We start from the raw sequence: 15989 nt of genomic DNA, 5'->3' as shown, positions 1-15989 counted from the left end.
TCAGGACTCCGACAAGGTGGCACAGCCGGTGGTGACAGGCTGATGCGTGGCAAGATGGTGGATGGCAAACCAGAGCTGACCGGCGGCGATGCCACCGTCATTGAGCGGCAGGGTTTCGCTGGTCAATACCTGCCGGCCGGCGCCTTCGAGTGCGGGCACCAGCTGATCCATCAGCACCCGGTTTTGAAAGACGCCGCCCCCCAGCGCCACCGGATAGCCGAGGAAGCGCCCGGCAAGGGCGATGACCAGATTGCTGATGGCGCGGATAAAACCGGCGGCCAGGCTGGCGGTGGAGGTGCCTTGGCGCCGCTCGCTGACAAGGGTATTGATGAGCTCGGCCCACTCGATCTGCAGCGGCCCTTCCGCTGATTGGCTGAGATCAAAGGCAAGGGGTAAGGGCTGTTCATCGGGGGCCAGCTGCAAGGCAGCTGCCTCCAGCAATAGCCCCGCTTCGCCCTCGTAATCGGGGGTGTCGATCACTCCCAAGATCGCTGCCACCGCATCGAACAGTCGACCGATGGAGCTGGTGTAGGGGGCGTTGCGACCGAGATGCCAGAGCTGGTGCAGGTTGCTGATCCGCTTAATGGGCAGTTGCTTGATCAACGGAATATCGAGGGCACTGATCTGCTCAGGAGTGTGTGATTCAAACAGCAGCCCCAGCAGCTGACGTACCGGCTCGCGAATGGCCGCCTCGCCGCCGATCAGCTTGAAGGGGGCAAGGTGGGCAACCCGCTCAAATCCCTTAACGTCTGCGAGCAGTAGCTCGCCGCCCCAGAGGGTGCCGTCATCGCCAAGGCCGGTGCCATCGAAGGCAACACCCAGCACCGGGCCTGTGATGTTGCGCTCGGCCATCACCCCCAGCAGGTGGGCGTGATGGTGTTGCACCTCGAGGTGGGTGGCACCCTGATCCTGGCAATAGCTTTTGGCCCACTGGTGGCTGAGGTAGCCCGGGTGGCGATCCGAGACCAGAACTTCGGGTTTGAGATCGTAGAGATCGCGAAAGGTGGCCAGGGTCTGCTCGAAGTGCTCCTGCATCGGCAGGCTGTGCAGATCGCCGATATAGGGGCTGTAGATGCGCTGGCGGCCGAAGGCGAGCGCCAGCTGGTTCTTCTGTTGCGCCCCGACCGCCAGCAGCGGCACCCTGACCGCCTCTTGCAGGCTGGGGGTGCTGGGGGCATAGCCCCGGGCGAGGCGCAACGTCTGGCGTCGCCTGCCTGCCCACTGCACCAGACTGTCGTCGCAGGGGTGCAGTATGGGGCGGTTGTGATCCAGGATGCCGTCAATCTCGCTGCCGAGCTCCCTGACCACCGCCTCGCACTCGATAAGGATTGGGCTGCCGCGACCATTGGCGCTGGTGGCCACCAGCGGGATGGCGCAGGCATCCAGCAGCAATTGATGGAGCGGGGTATAGGGGAGCATGATGCCGAGGTAGGGAATGCCGGGGGCGATCCCCTCGGCCAGCGGTATGGCCGACTGTCGGGATTCTGAGAGCCGATCATCATTTTTGCGCTTGCGCAGCAAGGTGATGGGTCTGGCCTGAGAGGTGAGCAGTTGCCACTCGTCTTCGCTGCCGGTGACATGCAATTTGGCCTCAGCAAGGGAGCCTATCATCACTGCCAGCGGCTTGCGTGCGCGCCGCTTTAGTGTTCGCAATCTAGCCACACTCTGTTCATTGCGAGCATCACATATCAGGTGATACCCCCCCATCCCCTTGACCGCGATAAGCTTGCCCGCTTGCAGGGCGCTTGCTGCGGCCTGCAGGGCATCCTCGCGCTCGGCCAAGGCATCGCCACGGCCATTTCGCCAGCTGAGATGGGGCCCGCACTCGGGGCAGCTCACCGGCTGGGCGTGGTAGCGTCTGTCCAGCGGGTTTTCATAGGCCGCCGCACAACGCCGGCACATGGCAAAACCGGCCATGGCAGTGTGGGGGCGGTCGTAGGGGAGGCTGCGGATGATGGTGTAGCGCGGGCCGCAGTGGGTGCAGTTGGTAAAGGGGTAGTGGTGGTGGCGATCGTTGGGGTTGGCCACATCGTTGGCGCACGCCTCGCACATCCCCTGATCCGGCGAGATGGCGACCGTGGCCGCACTCTGCTGCTGGCTCGCTTTAATTCGAAACTGGCCATGAAATTGGCCATCGAAGTCGGGATCATGAGCGAGGGGCAGTTCCCGCTCGTTAAAATGATCGATTCGGCTTAAGGGCGGCGCCAGTTCCCGCAGTTCGCGGGCAAAGCTGGCCAGCTGCTCAGGGGATCCTTCGGCGCCTATGGTGACGCCGTTGGCATCGTTCAACACATAACCGGCAAGGCCGTGGCGCAGCGCCAGCCCATAGACGAAGGGGCGAAAGCCGACCCCCTGTACGATGCCGTCGATATGAAATTCACGGCGCAGCCGGTTGGCCACAGGATTGGAAGAGCCAGAGGGGGCGATGGTGGCGCTCATGCCAGCTCCATCTCATCTTGAGTGGTTGGCAGACGCAGCACCCGGCGCTCGTTCTCCTCGCGCCGCACCCAGCCATCCATCTCCATGCGCAGGCAGAACGGAATGGCGTATTTGCGCGACAAGCCGGTGATCTCCTTGAGGGATGCCATGTCGATCAGATCTCCCACCTGCTGGCCCGCCAGCACGGCGGCGACCATCTGGTTGTAAAGCTCGGCGTCGTAGTAGATGGGGCCATCGAGCTGCACCAGATACTTGAGTCGCGCCAGATTGCGCAGCTGCTTTTGCAACGCGCCTTTTTGTAGCAGGCCCTGCTGCAGGGCCGCGGGCAGCTGGCGGGTGATAAAGGGATCCAGCACCACGCCGCCGGGGCCCAGTTTACCTGGCTCGTAACCCTCCTTGCCTTGATCTCGCACCACCTTGAGCACCAGCTGCGCCTCTTCCCCCAGATCATCTTCCGACTCGCCGCTGCCCTGCTGCCACTTGTCATGGTGCAGACGAACAAGCTGCTCGCTCTTGAGCTGCTGGAGCAAGGCCTGAGTGACCGGCAGGGCGATGCCAAAGCGGGTTGCCAGCTCGGCGGCACTCAGCGGTTCGCTGGCCAGCGTGGCCAGCAGCTGGTCGCGGCTCTGGGCCAGCCAGCAGTTATCCAGCAGCCACTCACCGAGGGGGGTGACCTGCTCTGGCCGCTGGTCAAAGCGGCTGGCCAGCACATAGCCGTTGAGCCCCAGTTGCAGGGTGGCCGGGTTGTAGTGTTCGAGCTCATCTGGCAGCTCGCCCAGCAGGGCGTGCAGCGCCTTGCGTCTGGCGGGGTGGATGTCGCCGCACCAGACGATGCGGGCGCCGTGCAGCAGTTCGCTGCTGCCGTGGCGAATGATGGCGAGCGGCTGGCCAAAGAAGCAGGGGATGGGGCTGGCAAAGATCAGCCGCGCCAGCCGGGTATCCTTGATGGGCACGAAACGGGCCCGGCTATGCCAGCTGCCAAGGGCCACCTCCACCTCCTGCGTGCGCAGTATCTTGTTACTCAGGCTCTCGGCGTTGAGTCGCACGATAAGGTGGGTTGCCGCCTCGCACTGGCCAGCGGCGCTGGTAAGGCAGTGACCGCGGGCCACCTCCTTGTGGGGCACTTTTTTAAGGCCCACCGCTACCCGGCAGACGGCGCCGATCTCGTCGACGCTCTGGTGATAGGCCTGCAGGGAGCGCACCTGCACCTCCCGATCGGCAGGGTAGAGGCGCAGCTTGTCCCCCACTTTGAGGCTGCCCTGTTGCAGGGTGCCGGTAAGCACGGTGCCGGTGCCATTGGCGGTAAAGACCCTGTCTACATACAGTCGCGGGGCGTTCTGCTCGCGGGCAGCTTGTGAGGCCGGCAGATCGGCAAGCTGGCGCACGATGGCGGTGTGCAGGGCAGTCATATTCTCGCCGGTTTTGGCGCTGACGCTGACGATATCGGGCACCATGCCGCTCTCGTCCATCATTCGCTCCAGCAGACTCTCCTCCAACAGCAAAAGCTCGTCAGGGGAGACCAGATCGCACTTGTTGATACAGACCAAGAGGCGCGGCACCCCCATCGCCTTGAGCAGGCGCAGGTGATCGCCGGTCATCGGCATCCACCCCTCGTCGGCGGCAATCACCAGCAGCACCAGATCCAGACTCCAGAGCCCTGCCACCATGTTGCGGATATAGCGCTCGTGGCCGGGCACGTCGATGACGCCAATGGTGTTGCCCTGACCGTCGTCGAAGTGGGCAAAGCCGAGATCCTGGGTCATGCCGATGGCCTGCTCGTGGGCGCGGGCTGTGGTGATGCCGGTGAGGGCCTTGATCAGCAGGGTCTTGCCGTGATCCACGTGGCCGGCAAGGCCGATAACGGCGCGATAGGGGGTCATGGGATCAGGGCTCCTCGGTCGTATTTGTTGCATTGAACGGGGCGGGCAGCAGCAATTTCCTGAGTTGGGCGATGAGCAGATCCATCTCCGCCGGCAGCAGGGTGGCCATATTGAGCAGCACCTTCTGCTGGCGCACGGTGGCGATGACCGGCACCGGCAGTTCGCGCAGCGCATCGAGCAACTGCTGGGCCGGACGCGGGTCGGTGCATTCGAGCGCGGGCGCCGGATAGAACTCGTCCGGCAAGGTGCCGCCACCTACCACCAGCTGGGCGGGGACGGGCACAAAACAGCCGGGCAGGGCGGCCATCAGCTGGGAGGCTCTAGCCTGCATGGCGGCCGGGTTGCTCAAAGTCCGTTGGGCGATACCCTCGCCGATGGGGGATTTGTTGAGCTTGTGGATGAGCAGCCGTTCGAGCAGGGAGTAGACGATGCGGCTCGGGCGGAAGGTGCGCATCATGGGGTGTTTTTCCAGCCGCTTGATAAGGTCGCTGCGGCCACTGATGATGCCCGATTGCGGGCCGCCCAAGAGCTTGTCGCCGGAGTAGCAGACCAGATCCGCCCCCGCCTTGATGTATTGGCGCACCGAGGTTTCATCCGCTGCAAACTCTTCGGTGGTCAAGCCGGAGCCCTGATCCACCGCCAGCACCACGTGTTCGGGCAGGGCGCGGGCCACCTCGCCGATATCGGGGGATTCGGTAAAGCCGCGAATGGCGAAATTGGATCTGTGCACCATCAGCACCAGCGCGGTCTGATCGGTGATGGCATCGAGGTAATCTTTGGCGGTAGTGATATTGGTGGTGCCCACCTCCACCAGTTTGGCGCCGGAGAGGGCCAGAATATCGGGGATGCGAAAGCCGCCGCCAATCTGGATCTGCTCACCGCGGGAGACGATCACCTCGCGCCCCTTGGCCACCTCCTGCAGCAGCAAAAAGAGCGAAGCGGCGTTGTTGTTGACCACCAGCGAATCCTCAGCCTGGGTGAGGCAACGGAGCAGGGGAGCGATCAGCCCCTTGCGCCCGCCGCGTTTGCCGGTGGCGAGATCCAGCTCCAGATTGTTGTAGCCGATGTTGAGGTCACGCACCTCGTCCCACAGTTCGCTACAGAGCGGCGAACGCCCCAGATTGGTATGCACCAGGGTGCCGGTGGCGTTGATCACCCGGGTCTGGCGCTGGCGCAACTGCTGCCGACAGCGTTTGGCAATCAGCACCTCGATCTGCTCGGGGGCAACGCCATGCTGGCGAAAATCTTCGCTCTGGCGCAGCTCGCTCAGGGTATCGCGCACCGCCTGAGTCACCAGCGGGCGGCTCAGCGCCTCGATAAACCCGGCGAGAAAGGGTTGCTGCAGCAGCTGTTCCACTTGTGGCAGACGGCGCGTTTGTTGCGGGCTGGGCTGCTGCCGTGAATCTGGCTGTGAATCGTCGGCAGCCGTACCTGATGCGGGCTGGCGGTGGGGGATAGCTGACGCGTGAGACGAGTTCGGCATGGGATTACCAGTGCAGTGCGTGGGTTCGGGATGCGCACCGGTTTGCCGATAGAGAGGCCGAGCTGACGGGTTATGGCACTACTGGCGATTTGCGGATGACTGCAAACTGGGTGCATCAATGATGCGGGTATAAATTAATGCTGCATCGATGCTGATAAATTAATTTTTGGCCAGCGAGATAACCTGAGTTCGGATTATATTGGCAAGCGGCAAGCACCTTTTTTAAGGTATTACTTCAAACGTATTGAACAAACAATGGAAATAACATTCAGGCTGAAAAAAATCAGCGGGAGAGTATTTGTTCAATAGATAAATTTGGCGGAAGAGGCAGGAATCGAACCTACCAAAGCCTTCTCGGCTCACATCGGTTTTGAAGACCGAGGAGGCCACCAGACCCCATCAACTTCCGTAACGGTCGCCATTTTGTGGCAAAATTCTGTGACTGGCAACGCTTTTTTTGTCATAAAAAAGCGAGAGTTAGCGAATTTTTGAAAAAATCAAAGAACCTTGTTTTATATCAAGTTCAGCACAATTAGCCCGATGTTTTTAATTTAACATCGGGCCTCGATCACATTGCCGGAACCGTTGGTCAATAACGGTCGTTAACAACTCGATAAATAATCACCGGTTGGCGTTGGCAATATTCCACTGATCCAGTTTATCTATTAACAGACTGGTGTCACTGGCGGCATCAAGATGCTGATAAAGATAATCCATCGCCTCGCTCACCATCTCGGTCATCGGGAAGGAGAACGCCACTATGGCCGGTTGTACCCCTACAAAGATCACCTCTGGGACAAAGGTCTTGAGTTCATCGATGAGGAAATTGAGCGGCATATTGTGGGTCGAGAAGATAAACATCTCGGCGATGCTCTCGGGGGGGATCACCTGCAGGGTCCCCGCCTTCTCGCCGATCTCGGCGGCATCCACCAGCACCACCCGCTTCGGTTGCAGCTCCCGCACCTTGTAGACCACATTTTCCGGCGCGATGCCGCCGTCGATATGGATCCAGCCGGGCAGGGGGGCTGCCTGCAGCTTGTCGGCGATATAGGGGCCGGCACCGTCGTCCCCCATCATGGCATTGCCCACGGTCAACACGAGATTGCAGCCCATCAGCGGCTCCTTACCATCAGGTACATATGGGGGTCGTTAAAGAGGGCGGTGAGCTGATCCATAAAGGTATTGGTCCAGCCCAGCTCCTGCTCATCGAGCAGATTGTCGGCTTTGAGCAGCCGGTCGAAGGCGCAGGCCAGCATATGGCAGTGCTCGCGATAGATGGTGATCTCGCCAAAGGTGAGAAATCCCTCCATCTTGTGGCGCGCCTCGCTCCCCTCTGGCAGCTTGGCTACCCAGTCGCGATAACCGGTCAGCGAGCAGACCAGGTCTGCTCGCAGGCAATCGACGATGCCGAGGTGGTGGCCGATGGCGAGGCTGTAGTACATCACCTCTTTGGCTTCCTCGGGGACGTCGAACTGCTCGTCGACGAACTTGCGCGAGAGGCGATAGAAGAAAACCTCGTCAGCCATGTACCGCCTCTCCCTTGCCGGCCGCCCGGTTGAGGCAGGCGTTTGCGAGGTTGTTGACGATCTCCGCCAGACGGGGATCGTCGTGCTGATCGAGGTAGCTCTGGATACGCAGATCCACATCCTGCTGGGTCGCCCCTTCGAGCAGGGCCATAAACTCGTCGGCGATGATCCGCCCCTGACGATAACCGGCCATGCGGCGCGCTTCGCGCTCGATCATCACCCGAATTTCGTTGGGGATGCCAGTGTGGCGCAGCTCGACCCGCTCACCCGGTTGCACCTCGTGGCTGGTGGCTTTGAGTTTCTGCTCAAGCAGGCCGAGCGCCACGGCAAAGCCATAAATGGTAGCCGCCGGTGTCGGAGGGCAGCCCGGGATATAGACATCCACCGGCACGATCTTGTCGGTGCCGCCCCAGACGCAGTAGAGGTCGTGGAAGATGCCGCCGTCACAGCCGCAGGCGCCGTAGGCGATGCAGATCTTGGGATCGGGCGCCGCCTCGTAGGCGCGCAGGGCCGGTACCCGCATTGCCCGGGTCACCGCGCCGGTAAAGAGCAGGATGTCGGCGTGGCGGGGGGAGGCGACTACCTTGATGCCGAAACGCTCGGCATCGAACAGCGGGGTGATGGTGGCGAAGATCTCGATCTCGCAGGCGTTGCAGCCGCCGCAATCGACCCGGTAGACATAGGCCGAGCGGCGAATGTCCTTGAGCAGGGTCTTCTTGAGTTTGGTGATCTCGGGATCCTGTGCCAGCGGCACGGCGCGGGTATGGGCATGGCCGACAACCGGTTCTATGCCTTTGATCTTGCTCATCACATCCACTCCTTTTGTGCGGCCATCGGTGTGGCTATCGGTGTGATCAGGGCCGAGTCAGGCTGGCTCAGCATGCTCTGTTTTCGTTTGCAGTCGGGGCAGTGGTGCAGCCGCTCCGGGGTCGCGAGTGGTGTGCCCGCCTGCTTGAGGGTGTCCTCCACCAGCGCCACCAGTTTGCTCGGGGCAAAGTAGGTGCCGCACAGGGTGCAGGGGGCCAGCGCGAAGCGGGCCTCCTCATAAAGGTCGGCCTTGTTGGTCACCGCCAGTTCGAACTCGGGGGAGAGGGCGATGGCGCGGGTCGGGCAGACCTCCTCGCAGCGGCCGCAGAAGATGCAGCGCGCCATGGAGATCTCCCAGCGCCGTTCGCCGGTCTCCATGTCCACTTCCATCACCAGCGCGTTGGCCGGGCAGGCCTTGGCGCAGGCGGCGCAGGCGATGCACTGATCCGCCTGATATTTCGGTTTGCCGCGAAAATCCCGGTTCACCTCGTAAGGGGCGAAGGGGTACTTGGCGGTCGGGGTGCCAGCCTTGAGGATGGTCTTGAACAGCTTGATCATGATGACCCCTTATTTCAGCGGAGAGTTTTTGCGATCGATGCCGTAGCGCTCGATCTCCTTGTAGGAGACCACGGTGGATTTGCCCTTCCTGGGGTCGACTAGGGTGACCCGGTCGGTACAGGAGTAGCAGGGATCCAGACTGCCGATGATGAGCGGCGCATCCGCCACGGTATTGCCGCGTAGCATGTAGCGCAGAGCAGGCCAGTTGGCGTAGGTGGCGGCGCGGCAGCGCCAGCGGAACAGCTTCTGGTTATCTCCGGTCATGCTCCAGTGGACGTTCTCGCCGCGGGGCGCTTCGGTAAAGCCCAGCGCAAACTTGCCCGGTTGATAGGTGAAGCCTTCGGTCAACAGCGGCCCCTCCGGCAGGTGCTCAAGGCCGAACTCAATCATGTCGAGGGAGTCGTAGAGCTCGTGGATCCGTACCAGCACCCGGGATTGCACATCGCAACCCGCCTTGGTCTGGATCTCCATCGGCAGCTCGCGGTAGCCGGCAAAGTCGTGGACCCGGCGCACGTCACGCTTGAAGCCGCTCGCCCGCACCATGGGGCCGACGCAGCTGAAATCGCGGGCAATTTGCGGGTCGAGCTTGCCGATACCGATCAGGCGGGAGGAGATGTTGGCGGTATCCAGCAGCATAGCTACCAGGGGTTTGAGCTCATCACGCAGTTCCCGCACCAGTTGGGCACCCTTGATGCGATCTTCCTTGAAGATGTCGCGGCGTACCCCGCCAATCAGGTTGAGGCCGTAGGTCTTGCGGGCGCCGGTCAGCAGCTCGGCCAGGGTCATGGATTTCTCCCGCACCCGGAAGAACTGCATAAAGCCGGTGTCGAAACCGGTGAAGTGGCTCGACAGGCCGATGTTGAGGATATGGCTGTGCAGGCGCTCCACCTCCAGCAGCACGGCGCGGATCATCTTGGCCCGCTCCGGCACCGGAATACCCATGGCGTTCTCTACCGAGGTGGTGTAGGCGACGCTGTGGGTAAAGCCGCAGATGCCGCAGACCCGGTCGGTCAGAAACGCAACTTCGTTGTAGCCCATGCGGGTTTCCGCCAGCTTCTCCATGCCGCGATGGACATAAAAGAGGCGGTAGTCGGCATCGATGATGTCTTCGCCATCGACGAACAGACGAAAGTGGCCCGGCTCGTCCGAGGTGATGTGCAGCGGGCCGACCGGCACGATGCGGTTGGCATCACTGCCGAGCTCGTTGACGAAGGGGTAGGTCTCGGTGTCGGTAGTGGGCATCGGGCGCTGGCGATAATCCATGGCGTCCTTGCGCAGGGGGTGGATATCCTCCGGCCAGTCGTCCGGCAACACCAGACGGCGTTCGTCCGGCAGACCGATGGCGTGCAGGCCGTACATGTCGCGGATCTCCCGCTCGCCCCACACCGCCGCCGGAATGGTCGGGGTGATGGAGGGGTACTCCTGGGTATCGGCATCCACCAGCACCTTGACGGTGATCCAGCACTTGGTGTCGCCCTCCATGGAGAAGACGTGGTAGACGGCGAAGTGGCCGTTGAGGCTGCGCTCGTCATTGGCAAAGGAGAGCGGAAGCCAGCCCCCCAGCTGATGGAAGATCAGGCTGGCGGTCTCGACCAGACTGGTGGGTTTGACGGTGATGGTGGCCTGATCGGCGGTTTGCCACTCCTCGTCGACGATGGCGTGGGGCAGTTGTGCTCGCACCTGCTGGATGTAGTCGCAGCCGATGCGATCCGAAATGGCGATGGTCATGCAGTTCTCACTTTAATGTTCGGGAATGAGCATTCACAAATGATGAAATCGGAAAAAGTTGCTGTGCTGGCGGGCATGGTTCAGACCCCGACCAGATAGGCGAGCAGCGCCAGCAGGACCAGCCCCAACCCGTAGCGGGTGAGCTTGTGGGTGCGCACGAACTGGGTGCGGGCCATGGCGTTTTCGATGATGCCGGCCAGCAAAAAGGCCACCAGCAGCTTGCAGGCGAGGATCAGCGCCGCGCCGATGAGCGCAGGCAGACTCCAGTTGGCCGCCTTGCCGAAGGGCAGGAAAATGACCAGAAAGAGCTGCACCACTACCAGTTGCTTGAGGCCGATGGAGAGCTTGAGCAGGGCCAGGCCCGCACCGGAATACTCGGTAAGCGGCCCCTCCTGCAGCTCCTGTTCGGCTTCGGCGCAGTCAAAGGGCAGCTTGCCCATCTCGACAAACACCGCGAAGGCGCAGGCGGCGCCGGCCAGCAGGGTGGCAACCGGCGCGGCCAGCGGCTGGGTCGCCACATAGCTGCTGATGTTGCCCAGATCCGAGCTGCCCACCATCATCGCCATGATGAAGCAGGCGAGCACCAGAATGGGCTCCACCAGAATGCCGAGGGTCAGCTCGCGGCGGGCACCGATCCCTGCAAACATGCTGCCGCTGTCGAGCCCCGAGAGGGAGAAGAAGAAGCGGAAGATGGCGAACAGATAGATATCGGTGATGAGATCCCCGGCGATGGGGAAGGGGGACTCGTGAGTCAGGGTCGGCAGCGCCATCCCCACCAGCAAGAGGGCGGCGATGAGCAGCGCAGGCATCAGGTTGAAGATGATGCCGGCAGGCTCGGGGGTTACCTCCTGACGGCGCAGGAGCTTGGCGATATCACGGTAATCCTGCAGCAGACCCGGCCCCTGACGGGAGTGCATCTTGGCCCGCAGCACCCGGTTGAAACCGGTGGCGAGCGGCGCCAGCGCCAGCATGGCGATGGCCTGGGTCAGGGCGAGGGCAACCATGCCCCAGCTCGGCATTTCAAGAACAGGCATATCAGACTCCTACAGCCATCAGGATAAAGAGCGCCAGCACAAGGCCATTTATTAAAGAGAGCAGCGGCCAGCCGGTCGTCCCGCTGGTATCGCTCACCCCGTGCAGGGCACTGGCCAGATCGAGCTGCGGCTGCTTGCGATAGAGCGGCGCGCAGAGTTGGCGCAAGGTGTGGGTGACACCGCCAGAGGTGAGGCTCATGCGCTCCTCATAGGCGTAACCACAAGCCCACGGGGTGCCGGCGTGACGACGACCCAGCTTGGGGCCCTTGAAGATGGCCAGTACCAGCAACGGGATGAGGAACAGCCCCAGCAAGGTGATGGCGATAACGGGCGGGGAGAGGATCGCCTGGCTGCTATCGAGTGGCAGCAGGGTGGCGCCGGTGGCGACACTCATCTGGCTGGCAACGAGTGCCTGACCATAGCTGGCGATATGGGGGGCAATCCAGGGGGCGCCCAGGCCCAGCACCAGACAGACGGCGGCCAGCAGCAGGGTGCCTGCCACCATGGCGCCCGGCACTTCGCGGGCGTGGCTCGCTTTCTCGCTGCGCGGTGCGCCGCAGAAGCAGATGCCGTACACCTTGACGAAACACATCACCGCCATGGCACCGGTCACCGCCAGCATCACAACCGCGAGCGGCGCAACGACAGATGTGCCGAGTTTGGTCATGGAGAGCAGCGACTGGTAGATAAACCACTCGCTGACAAAGCCGTTGAGCGGCGGTAGCGCCGAGATGGCCATGGCGCCGATGAGGAACGCCAGCGCGGTCCAGGGCATCAGCTTGGCCAGGCCCCCCATCTTGTCCATGTCACGAGTGTGCAGGCGGAACATCACAGAGCCGGTACCCATAAAGAGCAGGCTCTTGAAGATGGCGTGGTTGAGCAGGTGATAGAGGGCGCCGAGCAGCCCCAGCACCACCAGCGCCGGTTGCTGGTTGGCGATGCCGATCATGCCGATGCCCATCCCCATCAGGATGATGCCGATGTTCTCCACCGTGTGGTAGGCGAGCAGCCGCTTGAGATCGTGCTCGGCCAGCGCAAACAGCACCCCGAGCACTGCCGAGCAGGCACCAAAGATCAGCACCATATAGCCCCACCAGAGCTGGCTGGCGCCGAGAAAATCGATGCTGACCCGCAAGATGCCAAAGAGACCCAGCTTCACCATGACGCCGGACATCAGCGCCGAGATATGGGACGGCGCAACTGGCTCGGCCACCGGCAGCCAGCCGTGCAGCGGCACGAAACCGGCGCGCAGGCCAAAACCGCAGAAACTGAGCAGAAACACCAGGGATGCCAATGTGCCCGCCAGATGGTGCTCGCGCAATACGGCGAACTCCAGCGAGCCGCTTTCGCGGCAGAGCAGCCAGAAGGCGATCAGCACCAGCGCCATGCCGATATGGTTCATCACCAAGTAGAGACGGCTCTGTTTGGCGGCCTCCGGGTTGGTCTTGACCAGCCAGTAGGTGGTGAGGGTCACCAGCTCGTAGCAGAGCAAGAAACCGAGTGCGTTGTCGGCCAGTACCATGCCCACCATGGCGAACAGGAAGAGGTTCATCAGCGCACCGATGGCCACATCGCCCTTGCCCTGATATTCGCGGATATAGGCAAAGGAGTAGAGGGCGACGGCAACCCCGACGGTGCTAATCACCAGCAGCATCAGTGCGGCCAGCATATCGAGGTGCACCGAGCCCAGCAGCCAGAGCTGGCCGTCGACGGGGGCGCCCTGGGCAAAGATCTGGATGGCGGCGACCAGACCCGCGAGCGAGCCCAGCAGGGCAAAGCCGCTATTGAGGCGGTTGGCCAGTGCGGGCAGCTTTTGCAGCAGCAAACCGGCGGCAGCGCCCAGCAAAAAGAGCAAGGGCGTGGCCATAACAAGGGGGGACAACATCAGCGAACTCCCTCTGTGGTGGATAAATCGGATGCAGGGAGCGCCGTGGCAGGCGCCGAGAAGGCAGAGGCCCCCTGCGGGTTGGTGTCGGCAGCTTGCTGGCGACGGATACGCGCAGCGCGTTCGGTGTCGCCGTCATTGACCAGTTTCAATGCCTGGGAGGGGCAGGCATCGACACAGGCCGGCCCTTCGGCACGAAACTCGCACAGGTCGCATTTGACCGCGATGCTGCGCACGCCCGGCTCCCAGCTCAGCAGATCCTCGCCAAAGCAGCGCAGGCCGGCGGAGGTGGAGGGGTTGCTGGAGCGGATGGAGCTGGGAATATAGGTGTCGTAACTGGTGGCCATGGCCACCGGACGGCTGCCGCCGCTCTGGATGGCGCCAAAGGGACAGGCCACGGCGCAGAGGTTGCAGCCGATGCAGAGCGACTCGTTGAGTTGCACGCAATCGCCGGTCTGGCGAATTGCCTCGACCGGGCACACCTTGCTGCAGGGGGCATCGTCACAGTGACGGCACTGAACCGGCATGGTCGCCTGCTCGTGTCGCATAACGGTTAAACGGGGGGCTTGCTGCAAACCTTGCGCCTTGTGTACCTCGCTGCAGGCCGCCATACAGGTGCCACAGCCGATACAAAGCTTGGGGTCAGCGATAACGAAGCGGTTCATAGCCTACCTTGTCGTGTCGCGAACGGAGAAAGTAGGGGCAGGTTGGCAAGATACGGGCCAGATTGGTTTTTGCAGCGAAATTGGTTTTAAGTAGCTGTTTTTAAATGAATAAAAATCTTGATATGGTTGGATGAAAGGGCTGGTATGGCTGTCGAACTGTGACGTTCGTCACTTGTGACGAAGCCGCTGGGAGGGTTCGTCACCTTGGAAAACGCAGCATGAGTAGGGTGCAAAGAACGAAGTGAATTGCACCGCTATCAAATATGTTCGCGGTGCACGGCGCTGCGCTTGTTGCACCCTACGGTGGGATGTCTGTGGGGGTCGCCGTGGTTTTGCTCCCTTCTCCCCTTGTGGGAGAAGGGCTGGGGATGAGGGGGCGGCCATCGGGGTTAATGTCAAAAAAAGAGGGAGGCCAATGCCTCCCTCTCTCTTTAGCGCAACTCACGCCATCAGATATCCACCTGGGATCCCAGCTCGATGACCCGGTTGGGCGGGATCTCGAACTGATCCGGTGCGCGCAGGGCGTTGCGCTGCAGCAGCATAAAGAGCTTGCCGCGCAGATAGAGATACCAGGGGCGCTCCTTCATGATCAGCGACTCGTGGGCCATGAAGAAGGAGGTCTCCATCATCCGGCAGCTCAGCCCCTCGGCGTTGCAGCGGTGGAAGATCTCCTCCACGTTGGGGGTCTCGCGCCAGCCATAGCTCGCCACCACCCGCCAGAAGGTGGGGGAGAGCTGCTCGATGCAGACCCGGCGCACGTTGTGGACGTAGGGCACCTCTTCCACCCGCAGGGTGAGCAGGATGATCCGCTCGTGCAGTACCTTGTTGTGCTTGAGGTTGTGCAAGAGCGCATGGGGGATCACGTTGACCACCCGCGACATATAGACAGCCGTGCCGGCCACCCGGGTCGGCGGGGATTTTTCCAGCGAGGCGATCATCGGCTCCAGCGAGTTGCCGTGCTCGTTGAGGCGGCGAATAAGCTGAAAGCGCTCGCTCTTCCAGCTGGTCATCACGGTGAACATCACCGCGCCCAGGGTGAGCGGCAGCCAGCCGCCGGAGAAGATCTTGGCGAGGTTGGCGGCAAACAGCGGCACGTCGATGGCCAGCAGCGCGACAAACAGGGCGGCCACGAGGTACTTGTTCCAGTGCCAGCTGTGGCGGGCCACTGAGCAGGAGAGGATGGAGGTGAGCACCATGGTGCCGGTGACGGCGATGCCGTAGGCCGCCGCCAGGTTGCTGGAGTGCTCGAAGCTCATGATGACGATCACCACCGAGATATAGAGCATCCAGTTGATGACCGGAATATAGATCTGGCCGGACTCCTGTTCGGAGGTGTGCACGATGCGGATGGGTGAGAGATAACCGAGGCGCACCGCCTGCCGAGTGAGCGAGAAGACCCCGGAGATCACGGCCTGCGAGGCGATCACCGTGGCCAGGGTCGCCAGCAGCAGCAGCGGCAGCAGCGCCCATTTCGGTGCGAGCAGGAAGAAGGGGTTGGTGATGGCCTCGGGATGGGCCAGCAGCAGCGCCCCCTGGCCGAAGTAGTTGAGCACCAGAGAGGGCAACACCACCATAAACCAGGCGCGTCGGATCGGGCTCTTGCCAAAATGGCCCATGTCGGCGTAGAGCGCCTCTACCCCTGTGATGGCCAGCACCACGGCGCCGAGGGCAAAGAAGGAGGCGGTCTGGTACTTGGCAAAAAAGCGCAGCGCCCAGACGGGGTTGAGCGCCCCCAGCACCTCGGGATGCTGGAAGATGCTGTTCAGACCCAGCACCGCCAGGGTGATGAACCAGGTGAGCATGATGGGGGCGAACAGCTTGCCCACGGTGGCGGTGCCGTGCTTCTGGATGGCGAACAGCAGGGTCAGCACCAGCACCGAGAGCGGTACTATATAAGGGTCGAGGGAGCCCCCGGTGTCAGAATAGTTGTCGCCTGACCTGAACCATTTAAAAGTGAAGACCGGGGGCGGATAAAGAGTGTCGA

The 15989-nt window shown here is 62.1% G+C and carries 12 protein-coding genes and 1 tRNA gene; all 13 read right to left on the bottom strand.

Annotated elements, in window-relative coordinates; translation table 11 throughout:
• Entirely contained in the window at positions 1 to 2439 is a 2439-nt protein-coding gene (gene hypF, locus OKC29_RS18385) for a carbamoyltransferase HypF (protein WP_073350588.1), read from the bottom strand.
• Positions 2436 to 4319 (bottom strand): selenocysteine-specific translation elongation factor, encoded by a 1884-nt coding sequence (gene selB, locus OKC29_RS18380; RefSeq protein ID WP_073350587.1) that lies wholly within the window; start codon positions 4317 to 4319, stop codon positions 2436 to 2438. Before selB ends, hypF begins: the two co-directional genes overlap by 4 nt.
• A 4-nt stretch (positions 4320 to 4323) precedes the next feature.
• Positions 4324 to 5802, bottom strand: coding sequence for an L-seryl-tRNA(Sec) selenium transferase (gene selA, locus OKC29_RS18375; RefSeq protein ID WP_073350586.1), 1479 nt, complete (start codon positions 5800 to 5802; stop codon positions 4324 to 4326).
• 316 nt (positions 5803 to 6118) lie between these two features.
• A tRNA-Sec gene (locus OKC29_RS18370) sits at positions 6119 to 6210 on the bottom strand.
• Positions 6211 to 6423: 213 nt separating this feature from the next.
• Positions 6424 to 6915 (bottom strand): hydrogenase maturation peptidase HycI, encoded by a 492-nt coding sequence (hycI, locus tag OKC29_RS18365; RefSeq protein WP_123785025.1) that lies wholly within the window; start codon positions 6913 to 6915, stop codon positions 6424 to 6426.
• The gene (locus OKC29_RS18360; RefSeq protein ID WP_073350585.1) at positions 6915 to 7328 is read right to left on the bottom strand and encodes a formate hydrogenlyase maturation HycH family protein; all 414 of its coding nucleotides are present in this window, start codon (positions 7326 to 7328) and stop codon (positions 6915 to 6917) included. Before OKC29_RS18360 ends, hycI begins: the two co-directional genes overlap by 1 nt.
• Positions 7321 to 8136 (bottom strand): NADH-quinone oxidoreductase subunit B family protein, encoded by an 816-nt coding sequence (locus OKC29_RS18355; RefSeq protein ID WP_005301886.1) that lies wholly within the window; start codon positions 8134 to 8136, stop codon positions 7321 to 7323. Before OKC29_RS18355 ends, OKC29_RS18360 begins: the two co-directional genes overlap by 8 nt.
• Complete coding sequence (locus OKC29_RS18350; RefSeq protein WP_073350584.1) at positions 8136 to 8693, bottom strand: formate hydrogenlyase complex iron-sulfur subunit; 558 nt, start codon at positions 8691 to 8693, stop codon at positions 8136 to 8138. Before OKC29_RS18350 ends, OKC29_RS18355 begins: the two co-directional genes overlap by 1 nt.
• Before the next feature lie 9 nt (positions 8694 to 8702).
• Positions 8703 to 10421 (bottom strand): hydrogenase large subunit, encoded by a 1719-nt coding sequence (locus tag OKC29_RS18345; RefSeq protein WP_073350583.1) that lies wholly within the window; start codon positions 10419 to 10421, stop codon positions 8703 to 8705.
• An 80-nt stretch (positions 10422 to 10501) separates the two neighbouring features.
• A complete protein-coding gene (locus OKC29_RS18340) occupies positions 10502 to 11455 on the bottom strand; it encodes a respiratory chain complex I subunit 1 family protein (protein WP_073350582.1) in 954 nt (317 codons plus the stop codon).
• Position 11456: 1 nt separating this feature from the next.
• A complete protein-coding gene (hyfB, locus tag OKC29_RS18335; protein WP_073350581.1) occupies positions 11457 to 13340 on the bottom strand; it encodes a hydrogenase 4 subunit B in 1884 nt (627 codons plus the stop codon).
• Positions 13340 to 14005 (bottom strand): 4Fe-4S dicluster domain-containing protein, encoded by a 666-nt coding sequence (locus OKC29_RS18330; protein WP_073350580.1) that lies wholly within the window; start codon positions 14003 to 14005, stop codon positions 13340 to 13342. Before OKC29_RS18330 ends, hyfB begins: the two co-directional genes overlap by 1 nt.
• Before the next feature lie 449 nt (positions 14006 to 14454).
• On the bottom strand, positions 14455 to 15989 hold a 1535-nt coding region (gene kup / locus OKC29_RS18325), incomplete at its 5' end, for a low affinity potassium transporter Kup (RefSeq protein ID WP_270669484.1).

This window comes from Aeromonas sp. QDB34 (genome assembly GCF_027705405.1).
GTDB lineage: Bacteria > Pseudomonadota > Gammaproteobacteria > Enterobacterales > Aeromonadaceae > Aeromonas > Aeromonas hydrophila.
This window is presented reverse-complemented; position numbering and strand designations above follow the sequence as displayed.

Excerpts from the sequence above, each read along its gene's own strand:
- hypF (WP_073350588.1), bottom strand. The coding sequence starts at position 2,439 with ATGAGCGCCACCATCGCCCCCTCTGGCTCTTCCAATCCTGTGGCCAAC.
- selB (WP_073350587.1), bottom strand. The coding sequence starts at position 4,319 with ATGACCCCCTATCGCGCCGTTATCGGCCTTGCCGGCCACGTGGATCAC.
- selA (WP_073350586.1), bottom strand. The coding sequence starts at position 5,802 with ATGCCGAACTCGTCTCACGCGTCAGCTATCCCCCACCGCCAGCCCGCA.
- hycI (WP_123785025.1), bottom strand. The coding sequence starts at position 6,915 with ATGGGCTGCAATCTCGTGTTGACCGTGGGCAATGCCATGATGGGGGAC.
- OKC29_RS18360 (WP_073350585.1), bottom strand. The coding sequence starts at position 7,328 with ATGGCTGACGAGGTTTTCTTCTATCGCCTCTCGCGCAAGTTCGTCGAC.
- OKC29_RS18355 (WP_005301886.1), bottom strand. The coding sequence starts at position 8,136 with ATGAGCAAGATCAAAGGCATAGAACCGGTTGTCGGCCATGCCCATACC.
- OKC29_RS18350 (WP_073350584.1), bottom strand. The coding sequence starts at position 8,693 with ATGATCAAGCTGTTCAAGACCATCCTCAAGGCTGGCACCCCGACCGCC.
- OKC29_RS18345 (WP_073350583.1), bottom strand. The coding sequence starts at position 10,421 with ATGACCATCGCCATTTCGGATCGCATCGGCTGCGACTACATCCAGCAG.
- OKC29_RS18340 (WP_073350582.1), bottom strand. The coding sequence starts at position 11,455 with ATGCCTGTTCTTGAAATGCCGAGCTGGGGCATGGTTGCCCTCGCCCTG.
- hyfB (WP_073350581.1), bottom strand. The coding sequence starts at position 13,340 with ATGTTGTCCCCCCTTGTTATGGCCACGCCCTTGCTCTTTTTGCTGGGC.
- OKC29_RS18330 (WP_073350580.1), bottom strand. The coding sequence starts at position 14,005 with ATGAACCGCTTCGTTATCGCTGACCCCAAGCTTTGTATCGGCTGTGGC.